At 38.3% G+C, this 14,515-nt stretch carries 13 protein-coding genes and 1 tRNA gene; 1 reads left to right on the top strand and 13 read right to left on the bottom strand.

The genetic code is table 11. The features are described from left to right. Positions 1–26 precede the first annotated feature (26 nt). The 10 genes from ABVM49_RS07680 to ABVM49_RS07635 form a co-directional block, all read right to left on the bottom strand. Positions 27–488, bottom strand: coding sequence for an RNA methyltransferase (locus ABVM49_RS07680; protein ID WP_035325387.1), 462 nt, complete (start codon positions 486–488; stop codon positions 27–29). A gap of 57 nt (positions 489–545) precedes the next feature. After that, positions 546–770 (bottom strand): hypothetical protein, encoded by a 225-nt coding sequence (locus ABVM49_RS07675; protein WP_013751231.1) that lies wholly within the window; start codon positions 768–770, stop codon positions 546–548. 134 nt (positions 771–904) lie between these two features. Further along, positions 905–1,129 (bottom strand): uroporphyrinogen decarboxylase, encoded by a 225-nt coding sequence (locus ABVM49_RS07670; protein WP_405201388.1) that lies wholly within the window; start codon positions 1,127–1,129, stop codon positions 905–907. A 133-nt stretch (positions 1,130–1,262) separates the two neighbouring features. Continuing rightward, positions 1,263–1,335: transfer RNA gene (locus tag ABVM49_RS07665), tRNA-Met, on the bottom strand. A gap of 237 nt (positions 1,336–1,572) precedes the next feature. Further along, positions 1,573–1,752 carry a CPXCG motif-containing cysteine-rich protein gene (locus ABVM49_RS07660; protein ID WP_405201387.1) on the bottom strand — a complete coding sequence of 60 codons (180 nt, stop codon included), beginning with the start codon at positions 1,750–1,752 and terminating at the stop codon, positions 1,573–1,575. Between the two features lie 41 nt (positions 1,753–1,793). Beyond that, positions 1,794–3,131: a TolC family protein gene (locus ABVM49_RS07655; protein WP_405201386.1), complete on the bottom strand. Its 1,338-nt coding sequence runs from the start codon at positions 3,129–3,131 to the stop codon at positions 1,794–1,796. Next, positions 3,128–3,808, bottom strand: a complete 681-nt coding sequence (locus ABVM49_RS07650) for a hypothetical protein (protein ID WP_405201385.1) — start codon at positions 3,806–3,808, stop codon at positions 3,128–3,130. The genes ABVM49_RS07655 and ABVM49_RS07650 overlap by 4 nt, the downstream gene beginning before the upstream one ends. Position 3,809: 1 nt before the next feature. Continuing rightward, positions 3,810–7,058: an efflux RND transporter permease subunit gene (locus ABVM49_RS07645; RefSeq protein WP_405201384.1), complete on the bottom strand. Its 3,249-nt coding sequence runs from the start codon at positions 7,056–7,058 to the stop codon at positions 3,810–3,812. 1 nt (position 7,059) lies between these two features. Further along, positions 7,060–8,196, bottom strand: a complete 1,137-nt coding sequence (locus ABVM49_RS07640) for an efflux RND transporter periplasmic adaptor subunit (protein ID WP_405201383.1) — start codon at positions 8,194–8,196, stop codon at positions 7,060–7,062. Between the two features lie 222 nt (positions 8,197–8,418). After that, a complete protein-coding gene (locus tag ABVM49_RS07635; protein WP_405201382.1) occupies positions 8,419–10,329 on the bottom strand; it encodes an ABC-F family ATP-binding cassette domain-containing protein in 1,911 nt (636 codons plus the stop codon). Positions 10,330–10,412: 83 nt separating this feature from the next. Here ABVM49_RS07635 and ABVM49_RS07630 point away from each other — a divergent pair, with 83 nt between their 5' ends. After that, positions 10,413–10,808, top strand: a complete 396-nt coding sequence (locus ABVM49_RS07630) for a DUF983 domain-containing protein (protein ID WP_035325395.1) — start codon at positions 10,413–10,415, stop codon at positions 10,806–10,808. 44 nt (positions 10,809–10,852) lie between these two features. Here the strand turns inward: ABVM49_RS07630 and ABVM49_RS07625 are convergent, their stop codons facing one another. The 3 genes from ABVM49_RS07625 to gldM form a co-directional block, all read right to left on the bottom strand. Then, positions 10,853–11,911, bottom strand: a complete 1,059-nt coding sequence (locus tag ABVM49_RS07625) for an NAD(P)/FAD-dependent oxidoreductase (protein WP_405201381.1) — start codon at positions 11,909–11,911, stop codon at positions 10,853–10,855. A gap of 110 nt (positions 11,912–12,021) precedes the next feature. Beyond that, entirely contained in the window at positions 12,022–12,912 is an 891-nt protein-coding gene (gene gldN / locus ABVM49_RS07620; RefSeq protein ID WP_021778249.1) for a gliding motility protein GldN, read from the bottom strand. Positions 12,913–12,925: 13 nt separating this feature from the next. Continuing rightward, positions 12,926–14,476: a gliding motility protein GldM gene (gldM, locus tag ABVM49_RS07615; RefSeq protein ID WP_380032273.1), complete on the bottom strand. Its 1,551-nt coding sequence runs from the start codon at positions 14,474–14,476 to the stop codon at positions 12,926–12,928. Between the last annotated feature and the right edge of the window lie 39 nt (positions 14,477–14,515).

Here is a 14,515-nt window from a genome sequence, read left to right as displayed (position 1 = left end):
ATTACGCTTTCGCGAAAGCGTACTAATTATGACCTAGGTTTTGCCAGCGCCCTGTCATATAACACGATGCTCCCAGCCACAGCGACGTTAAGGCTTAGGGTGGAAGAGAATTTTACAAGAAAGTGAGATCTATCTATCGCCTCACGTGTAAGGCCGTGATCTTCTGCACCTAGTAAATAAACGCAGCGTCTGGGATGCTCAAAAGTCTCTAGCGGTTGTGCACGCTCATCTAGCTCTACACCTACAATGCGAGCTCCTTTAGGTAAGTGGTTAAAAAAGTCATCAAAATTATCATAGTGATAATAAGGCATCGCACTTACAGCATTATGTGTATCACTAGCCTGCTTTGCATATCTATTACCTATAGTAAAAATGAAACTAGCACCTAGGTTTTGAGCAGATCGCCACAAGACACCAAGATTTTCTGGTGTTTTACCATTCTGGATACCTATCCCAAAAAACTCATTTGTAAAATTATCTGGCTGCATATATATGACTATGATATAAATAAAAAAGAGACCATCATAGCTGAGGCCTCTTTTATTTTACATACTATCTGGTCTACCCTTCAAGCGTTTTTCGATCTTCTTTTTCTTTTCTGTGAGACGCTTCATTGCATCCATTATTTCAGAGTCCTTAGTCTCTTTAAAAATCTCATTCAGTGCAAGAATGAGGCGTTTTGCTTCTCTTGAAGCTGCAACGCGATCACTGGTGGACATATTGCTCATTGAAGCATTCTCAAAAGCCACCGCTTCTTCCATTAATTTCATACAGTATTTCAAATTTTGGCGAATGTAATGTAACTCACCATATTATACAAGATTTACCTATAAATACTTACACTATCCGTATTTAAATAATTGATAATGAAGCACAAAAGGCACGAAAAGTCCTACTTTCGCGGTTAATTAATAGGCTTTTTTATAAAAAGATAGTACCCATTTATTAGCAATATCGCAACATTAGTTACGATTACCGGTATACTTAACAACAATACTCCATACACCACAAAAAATGCACAACCCACTGAGTTTACAATACGTAGTGTACGTATATCTTTAAACAAAAATGACAACAGCACAAATAAACTGGCTAGATAACCGATAATTTCGGTAGGATTAATTTCCATAATACTTTTTATTTTATTGACATTCTTTGAGCTCTCATAATTTATTACATATCACAAATTATCTAGCGCCTTAAGAACAACAATGTTATTGCATAAAAAAAGTCTCAACTTGTGATTGAGACTTTTTACTTAGTAGCGGGAACTGGACTCGAACCAGTGACCTTCGGGTTATGAGCCCGACGAGCTGCCTACTGCTCTATCCCGCGATATATGTTCCAGTAACACGTTTCTTGATTAGGCCATCAGTACTGCGTTAATTGGAGTGCAAATATACAACCGTTTTTGTCATATATAAAAGGAAAATGTAGGATATTTTTTTAATTATTTGCAACCATCACATAGACAGGCATATCTGCAAGAATATATTTAATTGAGAGTAGGTAATACTGTATTAAAACCTCAAATACTACCTCAAGATGTTCAAAATAGAGGCTAGAAACGACTTATTGTTCAATATCACGAGCCTCAAAACCTACAAGTTCTTGCTCTTCAAAAGTAGTGCGCACCTCTATAGGATTACAACACACTTCACAATCTTCTACATAAGTAGTACTTACAGATGGATCTAATAACATAGACACCTCTTCCCAGCAATACGGACATTGAAAAAAATGCTCATACATAATGTAATCTTTTGTTCCGCTTTCGCGAAAGCGTAATTAACCTAGAACTTCACATTAAGCAGTTGCCCCGTGAGCTGCAGCAGTGTTATCTCTGCCAGCTTTGCGGTGTACTTTGCGGCGTTCTTAGTGGTTTGTGCGTTGAGCAAGTTAAGTTGAGCTTGTCTAAACTCTACACTACTCACCTGCCCAAGTTTAAATCGCTCTTGCGATCTATCAAAGTTAGCCTGACTTGTAATTACATTTTGCTCTTGTAGTTCATAAATTTTAAGAGCATTAAGATAATCACCTTTTGCATTTGCTATATCTCTTAGTACTTGCTGCTGCAGCTGTTCTTGAGTATATTTTTGATTTTCTAAAAATATCTTTGCATTTTTTACTCCTATAATAGAGCGGCCTCCGTCAAAGAGATTCCACTGTAGGGTTGCGCCGGTTTGAAAACCTGTAGAGGTACTTGAGGCAAGAAAATTTGTAGCAGGAAAGTTACCCTCTGTCCAGCCGTAACTGCCTGTAAGACCTATGGTAGGTAAAAGCAAAGATTTAGCTTGTTTAATTTGATAATCACTTATCGTAATATTTTGCTCTGCCTGCAATATAGACACGTTATTTCTTATACCTTCACTTATATAACCTTCCACCTCAAGTGGGTTTACAAAGGTAACTGTAGTATCTGCACTCTTTAAATCTTCTAGCTCTCTCGCGAGCACTACATTAAGATCTCGCTGAGCGTTGCGTAACTGTTGTCTTGTATTAAGAATATTTGTACTATCTGTTACAATATCTACCTGCGCATTGAGCACTTCTAATTTGTTTACTTGGCCATAATCAAATTGATATTGCGCACGCACCTCCCTAGCTTTTGAAATATCTAAAGCGGTTTCTAAAACAGCTAAATTTTCTTCAATACGAGCCACTTCATAATACACAGAGAATAATTGAAGCATTACATTCTCTATAGTCTCCCTTGCCTGTAGCTTTGAGAGGCCATATTGCTCTTTTAATGTTTTATAATTATAATATCTACCTAGACCATCAAAAAGCGTATAATTAAGATTTATAGATGCGTTATAACGTGTGGTCTCTGCTCCATCTACAGTGCTTACATTACCATCTTGAAAGGTAGCCTCTTGATCATCTATACTATAATTTACACCTGCATTACCTGTGAGGGATGGCAAGTAGCCACTATTTAATATACTTTTATTGTTTTCGGCTATGGTAACTTGATTATTTGCGAGTAGTATCCCAAAGTTATTCTCAAGCATTATCTGCACGGCTTCTTCTTTTGTGAGCAATTGTGCTGGAAGGTCTTGTGCATACGCTTTCGCGAAAGCGAAAAACAACACCATAGCAACTATACTTTTTATAAAAGATTGTATCATCTGTTTGCAGTCATTTTAAGTAGTAATGTCTCTAATGTACGTCTCTGCACTAGGTTGTCTTGATTTGCCTTAATAAGTTCAATATCACCTAAGCTAAAGATGAGTTCTTCCTCATCTTCTTCAATACCTAACTGATGAATGTCATAACTATGCGTCTCTGGAAGACCGCCCATATTAATAACCACCTGGTTACCTGAGCGCTTAAGTACAAAACCTTTAAAGTCTAAAAAGCGATGTACGCCTGAAAGCATTTTAAAACCTACAAGCCCCACAGTGATGACTAAGACGTATATGAACAATTTATCAAGTCCAAACTCATTATCACCCGTAAATATGGCAACAAGTAACCAAAAAGCGATAAGCCCCATAAGTAAAAGCGAGACACCTAGCACTATGGAAATAATATCCATAATTTTTGCCTTTGCCGTACGTGTAAGTGTTATCTCTCCCGTTGCTTGATTTTCTTCATAATGAAAGCCTAGTTCTTCTAGGTTTTCAAGATTTGCGATGGCCGCTTCTTTATGGGCAATTTGCTCTTCTAGCTTTTCTGTAGAAACATCAATAGATTGCTTTCTAATAGTATCTAGCAAGTTGAGCTTTGCCTCGTAAGTAAGTTTATCGCTATGCTCTAGCACGGCAACAATTTCTCGCGGTGTATGATTTTTATACAAATTCATTTTACGCTACATCTGTTTTAGGCTTAAAGGCAACTTGAAGCTTTTGGTTATCATTCTCGTGCTCTTCTTCCATTTCCTTGACAGCTCTCTCTTGATTTTCTCTAGCTGTCTTTCTTCCCTTCTGTAACATATCTGTAGTGGTCTTTACCCAGTTGCTGAATGATAAAAAGATAGGAAGCATTACAAGCGTAAGTACCGTTGCAAAACCTATCCCGTATGCAATAGATATTGCCATTGGGATTAAGAACTGTGCTTGTCTACTCTCTTCAAAAATAAGTGGTGCAAGACCTGCTATAGTCGTAATTGAGGTAAGAAAGATAGCTCTAAATCTAGAACGACCAGCGTCAAAAATAGCATCCTCAAAGGTCATACCTTCTCTTAGGTTAGTATTAAACTTACCTATAAGCACCAGGCCATCATTTACCATAATCCCTATCAAGGCTATAATACCAAGCATAGACAGTATGTTAAGCGGGAAATCGTGTATCCAGTGCCCCCAGGCTACGGATGGTAAGCTCAATGGTATAAGAAGCAATAACATCAACGGCTGACTATAACTTCTAAAGGTAAATGCAATCACTATATAAATAAGTAATAGCACTGTAAGGCCTACAGGTATAAGTGAGTCTGTAAGTTTACCTGCCTCTCTATTTTGACCTTCATATGAAGGTGTTACCGTAGGATATTTAGATAATATGTCTGGCATCACGTTAGCACGTAAATCTGTCATTACATCTGTTGCACTTGTCTCTTTAGGGTTTTTGAGATCTGCAAGTATTTGTATCTCTCTTCTACCCTCGAGGTGGTTTACTGCCACATCACCACGCTCAATAGTGTAAGATGCTATCTCATTGAGAGGCACCTTTGCTCCAGATGGCGTAGTGATACGCATATCGTCTAGATTAGATATAGATGATCTATTATCCCGATCATAACGAACCCACACCCTTATCTCATCTTGACCTCTCTGAAAGCGCTGTGCTTGTGCCCCAAAGAATCCTGCTCGTACCTGTGCCATTACAGTTTGTAAATTAAGCCCTAGTGAGTATGCAGACTCGTTGAGCTCTAATCTAATTTCTTTGATACCCGCAGGGTCGTTATCTGTTATATCTTTCAAAACCGGGTTTGTCTCTAGTGACTTCTTCAGTTCTTCCTTTGCTGCTTTGAGCTCTGCAATATTATTACCTAATAAAGAAACAGCAACTGGGCTTCCTCCAAAGTTACCTCCGCCTCCATACACAAGGCTTTCTTTACCTATAACAGGTCCCACCTTTTCTTGTATCATATTACCTACAACATTTGAGGTCACTTCATTAGGTCGCTCTTCTCCTGGCAATAAATTTATACTTAAAGAGGCTGTAGAGGTACCTGGGCCGATGTTTTTGATAATATTCTCAAACATTGGGCCGTCTATTTCTTCTTTATACTTTTCAGTTAGCTCTTTGTTAGTCTCTATAACCTTTTCTTCTATCATAGAGATAATACTATCTGTAATAGCCGCATTTGTACCATTAGGCATCTCAAGACTTATCCTCACATTATCACTTGCAACACGCGGGAAAAACGCTCCACGTATAATACCCGCCTCAAAACTCCCAGAAGTGAGTAAAATAAATGCAATAAAAAACGAAAACATCAAGAACTTATAATCAAGTGCAAACCTTAAAACTGGGCTATACACGCGATCACGTAACCAGACCATAATACGGTCTCCAAACTCATTAATATAACGCAGTTTTGAGAATAGCTTTGCCATTCCCTTTTTAGGCTTATTGCTTTGTGCTCGCAATGCCTTAGAATGTGCAAGGTGAGCTGGTAGTATAATAAGGGCTTCTACAAGAGAAACAAGCAGCGTGAGCATTACTATAACCGAAACCTCTCCGAAAAATTCACCTATTCTTCCATCTAAAAATAAGAAAATACCAAAAGCCAGAATCGTGGTGGTTATTGCCGAAAGAATAGGAGGCAACACTTCCATTGTACCGTCTACGGCAGCTTGTATAGGGGTTTTACCACGTTCATAATGTTGATAGATATTCTCTGCTATGACAATACCGTCATCTACCAGAATACCTATCACGATAATCATCCCAAATAATGATAATACATTAATTGTCACATTAAAATAACCTGCAAGCATAAACATCCCTAAGAATGCCACAGGAAGTCCAAAAGCTACCCAGAATGCTAGTCGTGTATTTAAAAACACTGATAGAAACAATAGCACCAAGAGCATCCCTACAACGGCATTTTCTGTAAGGAGTGCAGTACGCTGTACAAGCGTTATAGATAAGTCACTTACAACAGCTAGCTGTACATTGTTATACTTTGCATTAAAGTCTTCTATATATTCTTTTGCCTTTTCTGCGGCGCCTATAAGGTCTTCTGTATTTGTAGATGTTATGGTCACATTTACAGCAAGATTTCCATTAAAGTAATTTGCATTAGGTGTTTCAGAAAAACGGTCTCTTACCTCTGCCACGTCTTTAAGGCGTATCGTTTGTCCGCTTGCGTCTGATCGTACTATTACATTAGACAACTCATCCCCGTAGTAAGCTCTATTATTTGCACGTATAAGATACTCTTCGGCTTCTGTTTTTATAGACCCGCCTGTAGTGAGAATATTAGATGTGCTTACCGCCTGAGATACATCTGCAAAAGATAAATCGTAAGCAAGTAAACTGTTTTCATTTACAGCTATCTCAATCTCTTCTTCAGGATATCCAGATACTGCTATTTGAGAAATACCATCTATACCCCTCAGGTCATTTTCTACCTGTCGCCCTATTTGTTTTAAAGTCTCAAGCGATACGTTTTCTCCGCTTATAGAAAAAGATATAGTTTGCCTTATAGCCTCAACTTTTGCTACCACTAGAGGCTCCATACCAGAAGGAAATGATGGTACGCGATCTACAGCGTTCTTTACTTCAAGAAGCATAAAATCAATATCCTTCCCTTTTTCTATCTCTACATTTATAGTTCCGCTATTTTCTCGTGAAGTAGATGTCACACGCTCAACACCATCTAATCCTTTAAGATTATCTTCTATTTTAAGTACAATACCTTCTTCTACCTCTTGTGGAGATGCACCTGGGTAAGCAACACTTATATTAATATTTTTTGAATCTACTAGTGGAAAGAATGAAGAGTTAAGTGACAAGGCACCATAAATACCAAACACCACAAACATTAACACGATAACGTTTACAGCTACGTGATACTTAATAAAATATTCAATGACTTTACGCATCTTACTCTGCTTCTTCTTGTGATGATTCCTTTTCTGAATAGATCTTTACAAGCATACCTGCATATGCCCCAGGTACTGGCTTGCTTACTATCTTTGTACCTTCAGGTATACCCTTTACAACTACTTCCTTATCAGAAAAATAAACTGGATTTACCTCTATCACATCTAGAATAGAATCACGCACCATAAAAAGTTCATTATTTGGCTGTAATAATCCTCTTGGTAGGGATATTGCATCCTGCTCTTCTTTTGCTTGTAGCAATGCCTCTAAGTAAACACCTTCTCTAAGACCTTCCCCTTTTACCTCTATGTAGGCATTTATAGTTTGTGAGGCTTGATTTATATTACCATTAACTCGAGTTACCTTACCAGTATACGTTTGCTTACCGTCTATAGTAGATAGTGTTACCTCATTATTTACTTGTAATAAATCTGCATAGTTTTTACTTATAGCAACTTCTAGTTCATATAAGCTTGTATCTATAAACTCGCCTAGCTTTTGTCCTGATCGTACCAGCGTTCCTTCTGTAACTAGTGCTTCTGTAAGAACTCCTGTAAATGGAGCGGTTATTCTGTATTTACCTAGACGTTGCTCTAAATTTTTTACATTATAATAAGCCGTTTGTATATTTCTTCCCGAAATGAAATAGCCTTCTTTTTCTGATGTTATTTCTGGTAAAGGTGGAGTTGCCTTGCTTACGTCAAAGTTATTGAGATAAGCCTGCCATTTTGGGTAGGCTTCTGGATAGTCAAGACGTAAATCTGGCATTATAGAAGTAATCTGGTCATACAGTGCACTTTTTTGTGACTGTACACTTGCGTAATACTCAGAGCTATTAAGACTAAGTAATGTTTGTCCTTTTCTATACTCTTGCCCTGGCTTAAAGAGTTTAGTTCCTTTTTGAAGTACGCCTTGTACTTCAGAAAATATTTCTAACCTTCTTTGAGCAACGAGATTACCGTTTGCCGAAATCTCAATAGGTACGACCCCATTTACAGCATCTTCTACAAAAACGGTTTTAATTACTTTTTTAGGCTTAGGCCTTGTACGTTGATTACTTGCTACAATTGCTTTTGAAGCAAAAAAAGCTCCAATTATGAGCAGGACTCCTAACAGAGAGAGGATGATTTTACGCATCTGGTTTATTTTGGTTGTTTTGGTGGCTTGAGTACCAGCAGTGCAAATCTAACCACAGAGCCCGACCACCGCTGTTAAGGATGTCTTAAATTAAAAGTCTGAACGTCCGGTATTACCTACAAAACGACACATTGTTTGTGTTAAAAAGAAAAAACCAACTTGTACAGTTGGTTTCTTAATTATTGTTGAGTGGTATTACGCTTTCGCGAAAGCGTAAAAATACTAGTTTAACGCATCGAGTTCTTCTGTAATTTTCTCCCAGTCTTCCATAAAGCCGTCTAGCTTCTTTTTCTTGCCATTGTAGTTATCAAAAAACGCTGGATCTGCAACCGTCTCATCATAATTAGTCGCAAGAGCAACGTCTAGCTCTTTGATCTCGCGTTCTATTTTATTAATATTAGACTCTACTTTACTAAGTCTATTATTGAGAGATTTGAGCTTTTTTTGATCTTCGTAAGATTTTTTTGTGCTCTTTACAGGCGCTTCTTTTTTTACAACATCACGCTTTTCTACCTCTCTCAAGTTTGCCACTTCTCGCTGCTCTAGGTAATAATCTATGTCCCCCAGATACTCTCTTATGCGATGATCCTTAAACTCATAAACTCTATCTGTAAGACCCTGTAAAAAATCACGGTCGTGAGATACGACTATAAGAGTCCCTTCAAACTGCTTGAGACTATCTTTAAGTACATTTTTTGACTTAATGTCTAAGTGGTTTGTAGGCTCATCCATCACAAGCACGTTAAAGGGTTGCAGCATAAGCTTAGCAAGTGCTAGCCTGTTGCGCTCACCTCCAGAGAGTACTCGCACATACTTATCTACCTCCTCTCCCCTAAAGAGAAAAGATCCTAATATATCTCGCACTCGTGGTCTTGTTTTCTCATCTGCAGCATCTATCATCGTGTCTTCTACAGTTTTTGATCCGTCAAGATATTCGGCTTGATTTTGAGCAAAGTACCCTATCTGTACATTATGACCTAGCTTAACCTTCCCTTGGTGCTCGAGCTCACCCACTATAATTTTTGCCAGCGTAGATTTACCTTGGCCATTTTGCCCTACAAAGGCAGTCTTAGTATCACGCTCTACCAGCAAGTCTATACCTTGTAAAACGTTTTTATCTCCATAGCTTTTTGCAACCTCCTCTGCCTCTACCACAACCTTACCAGGCGTTACAGATACAGGAAATTTAAGCGTCATCACACTATTATCATCTTCATCTACCTCAATGCGATCTATCTTATCTAACTTTTTTATGAGCGACTGCGCCATTGTGGCCTTTGAGGCTTTTGCTCTAAACTTCTCAATAAGCTTTTCTGTCTGCTCAATTTGCTTCTGCTGGTTTTTTTGTGAAGCCAGTTGCTGCTCTCTTATTTCCGAACGAAGCACAAGGTACTGTGTATAAGGCTTTGGGTAATCATAAATACGCCCTAGCGAAATCTCTATAGTACGGTTAGTCACGTTATCTAAAAACATCTTATCGTGAGATACAATCACTACAGCCCCAGTATACCCTCGCAAGAAACTCTCAAGCCATATAATAGACTCTATATCTAAGTGATTTGTAGGCTCATCCAGCAGTAATATATCGTGATTTTGCAGTAAAAGTTTAGCTAGCTCAATACGCATACGCCACCCTCCAGAAAAGGTGTCTGTAAGCTTATCAAAATCCTCGCGCCTAAAACCTAGACCCTGCAATATACGCTCTGTCTCACCTTTATAGCTATAACCACCGTGTACCTCATACTGGTGTTGCACGTCGTTTATATCTATCATAAGCTGGTTATAGCTCTCACTCTCGTAGTCTGTGCGTGTCGCTAGTTGCTCATTGATATGAGCCAGTTGACTCTCAAGTTTTTTAATTTCCTTAAAAGCCTCATAAGACTCCTCAAGCACCGTGCGACCTTCTACAAAATCTATATCTTGCTTTAAGAAACCTATACTTATCTCCTTCTCAATAGCTATAGATCCCGTGTCATATTGCTGCTCGCCAGAAATGATACGTAGCATTGTAGACTTACCAGCACCGTTTTTACCCACAAGCCCTACTCGATCACCATTATTAAGTCTAAAGGTGATTTCTTCAAACAAATATTCGCCTTGAAAAGAGACAGAAAGGTTGTGAATATTAAGCATACGATATTAAGTAAAAGTTATAATTTGAAATCGGTGTGGTGGTGCAAAGATGCTTAAATTTGTACTTATAAACTAAGGAGATTATGGGAATTCTAAAAGGCACAAAACTCAACAGCATTCTTACTGGTAAATGCCCCGTTTGCCAGAACGAATCTATGTACAAAAACTCAAATCCTTATATTTTATCTGAGACGCTCAAAATGCACGAGCGTTGCTCTCACTGCGGTACAAAATATAAGATAGAACCTTCTTTCTTTTATGGTGCTATGTATGTGAGTTATCCCGTAGGCATAGCATTTGCCACAGCGGCTTTTGTAATCACCTATTTCTTTTTTGAAGCTACGCTAGTAAATACATTTATCGCCATAGTAGGTACAATGGTCGTTTTTATGCCGGTTATTATGCGACTAGCGCGCAACATATGGATTAACTTTTTTATGAAATATGACCCGAGTAAAGATCAACTGGTGAGTAAGTAAGATTACGCTTTCGCGAAAGCGTACTAAACCACATTCCTTGCTACTTAAATCTCCAGCTTTTTTGGAAATCTCATTATATCGACCTCCTCTGGAAGTGGAATATTTTTTTCTATAAACTCAAATAGATGTTGTGCCAGCAGAGGGCCCGCCATTATCCCGCGCGTACCTAAGCCATTGAGCACAGCGAGCTGTTTATATGCTGGATGCACTCCTAAAAGTGGCCTTCTATCTCCCGTAGTAGGGCGTATACCTGCCTCTTGATCTATCACCTCATAAGGCGTATTTACTAAAGCAGCAAACTTAGACTCTAACTCCTCGCAGGCTATCTGTGTGCTCTCCCAGTCCTTATCTGTCCAGTTATAAGTTGCTCCTACCTTGTACAAATCCTCACCAAGGGGAACAATAAAAAAAGAGGTTTTGATGGCGGCAGTAAGCTTTAATTTTTGCGCTTTTATAATGATGTATTCTCCCTTGTTACCCACAAGTGGTAATCTGTTAAAATAAGGATTTTGCTTGATGCCATATCCTTCGGCAAAGACTATGTGAGTCGCTTCATAACCTTGATACTGTACTCCGGGATTTGTAAGTGTGAGCTGTGTGTAGTTGAATTCCGCTTTCGCGAAAGCGGACATCCCCTCAAGATAATTTTCATAAGCGCGCTGTAAAGTCTTTATGTCTACCCGACCTGTCTCTAGTACTTCGCCATAATCATAAGGTGCTTGTATATCCTTATTTTCGTTTTTTACGAGTGGTGTTTTTACAAAACGCTCGAGCCCCTGCTTATCACTAGCAGCAAACCAATTATTTTGATCTTCTACAGAGTGAAACACCTTCCTCACAGGCATAGAGTACATAAACTGAGTATCTAGCTTTTCCTCAAGTTTTTTAAAATACGGAATCGCTAGATCAAACTGCAATACAGCTTTCCAAGGGAGGGAGTATCGTTTTAAAATTACAGGATTATAAAGACCGGCAGCTACCCTACTGGCACCTTCTACGCCCTTATCAAACACCATAAAAGTCTTGCCTGCGGCTAGACATTGCTCACAAAAAGCAATACCAGCAAGACCTAGACCTACTATTATATAATCTACTTTACTCACAAAACAAAAATAAGGCAATAGCCGGTTTAAATAGTGATGTTATCTTCATTACATAAAAAAAGCCATCAAAACATTGTTCTGATGGCTTTATATATTCTAATAGAACTCCCTTAATAATTCCAAAGGTCTTGCTCTATGTTGCGTATATTTTCTTTTATACGATTAGACTCAAGTAACTGCATCATAGCATTGTCACTTATGTACTCCTTAACCTTGCGGTCTCCTTGCACATTATCTTCTTGATAAATTGTGGCGTTAAAGCGCCTACTGTTAAGAAGATGATCAAATGAAATAGGTAAAGATGTGTTTTTACGGTTAAAAGCTTTTGCATTATGAAGCACTTCTCTCGCACCTGGGAACCATACCCAGAAAAGCTCGATATCTGCCGCACTTGCATCATCTAAAAAGTTTACATCACCAGACACTGGAGCAATACCTAACAGACGGTACTTTAACTCACCTTGACGCTTATCTATATACCAGTACCCTCGTACGTGATATGCGTTAATGTCATAAGATGTAATCTCTGTACGCTCAATGTTATAATCTGAAATAGGCTCTCCTGCGTTAAACTGATCGTACCCCTCATCTGAAGTATCGATCTTTACCATTGCAGCAGAAAGGTCTTCTAACTGTATCTTTTCTGTAAAATATGAATCTCTATAGATAGCGTCTATCTTACCATTTTTAATATTCTTTACTAGAACATCAAAAAGTGAACGACGATCTGACCCCATATTTACCGTATCAATAGGGTAATATAGAGGAAAGTTAACGCGCTCATCAAGATCAATAACTTCCCACGTATTTTTTGCCCATAGTACATCACGTTTTTCAACGTAACCGTATGGTAATGGTTTGTCATTATCTTTTGCTTTTTGCTCTTCGGTTACTTCAAACATCTCGTCTGGCGTTTTTGCATTAAGGATGTTACCTTGTGCAAACGCTGGTACAGTCATTAAAAGACCTAGTGCAACAAAAATTAAACGTTTAAGACTCATAATTTACTTTATTTTAGTTTGATAGCTCAATAATGATAGGAGACACTGTCTTCAATCTTATAGAGTTACCTGGTATACTTGCTTTAATATCAAATATCTGTACTGACGAACCTCTTTTTGCTCTTTTAAGTGCAGACTTTGCCGCAGCATTAAGTCTATTACCTTGTACAGCTACCGTTGCCTGATCACCTGCTCTAAACTTAAAGCTATTTACTTTAAGATTTAGGTCAAAATCAAAGTCTGGTAAAACAGCATTAATAGGAGCTGCAGATACTGTGTTACGAGGTTTCTTAAGGTTACCACCGTCATCTCCTCCTAAAGCTCCTACTGGACGTGGGATATCTTTAATACGGAAAACAGCTTTGTCAGAAACTGTACCACCGCCGTCTGGCAGCTTTGCAGTCACATTAATTGTCACCTCTCTACCTTGAGAAGGTTTCATATTGTACTTGCTTCCTGATCTTTTAGAAAGACCTGCTCCAGATGCTGTAACAGCATTATCTGCCACACCAGCAAATGATATCGTCATAGGGTTATCTACACCACGGTATACAACATTCATCTTATCTGCAGCGATAGTTGCAGAGTTAGGTTTGTTTATTGTTGTGAATTTTTTATCTACTGGAACGCGAATTTCCTCTCCATTTTGCAAATAAACAAGATCTCCAGTGATACTGTGATCTCCAACACCACCAGTATTTACTCCCAAGACAATCTTACCACCATCCATAGATATTTTATCAGAAGGGATAGCTCTACCGTCCAACTTTAACTCCATTTTTTCAGGGGCTGTTGAACCATCGATTCGACCTAAAGACAAAACACCATCAAATGTTGATCCCGTGTAATAAGCACCTTTTGAGGTAGTCATAACAGTCTCATAGTTGTTAATCTTAGTTAACTCTTCAAGATTACCAGAAAGTAATTTTGAAAGTAACTCATTCTCAACAACCTTAATATCATTTTGTAATTGCGACATCTTAGTTAATGAAGATACTGAAGGGAAGCCTACAAAATTATATGATATATAATCTTTCTTTACTCCTTCTCCATCTACAATATCACTCGTACTAAAATCTTCATTGATTTGAGCAACTAGCGCTTTATTGTCACCTGCAAGCTTTACCATACCGTCACGGTACTTTGCCATCTCATCAAGAAAAGTTTGCCCTTCTGGTGTGATTTTTCCTCCTTTATAAAAGCGTTCATCTAGAAAGTTAGACTTATCCATCGCTTCATAATCTGTCTTATCTTCTACTTCTGCAAGTAGCGCATCTTTCTCTGAAGCTAGATAAGCAAAGTATGCATCTCCCAATTGTTTTGCAGATTTAGCTGTCACAGCTGCCTCTTTAAACTTGTCGTTATCATTTGCCTTATTAGTAAGACTGGCTAATGCCTCATTATTCTTAGCAATAAAAGTTGCGTTAGAACGATCAAACTTTTCATTTATCGACCCAAAAGCCGATAGTACCTCCTTAGACATATTAAGTGCTAGCATTGCTATAAACACTAGATACATCAGGTTAATCATCTTCTGCCTTGGGCTTTGTTTTCCTCCTGCCATTGTTTTTAATTTTAGCTGTTAGTTAGTTAATTGTAAAAA

It is taken from the genome of Dokdonia sp. LLG6352-1, assembly GCF_045055815.1.
Classification (GTDB): domain Bacteria; phylum Bacteroidota; class Bacteroidia; order Flavobacteriales; family Flavobacteriaceae; genus Dokdonia; species Dokdonia donghaensis.
The sequence above is the reverse complement of the archived record's forward strand: the minus strand, read 5'-3'. Positions and strand labels throughout refer to the sequence as shown.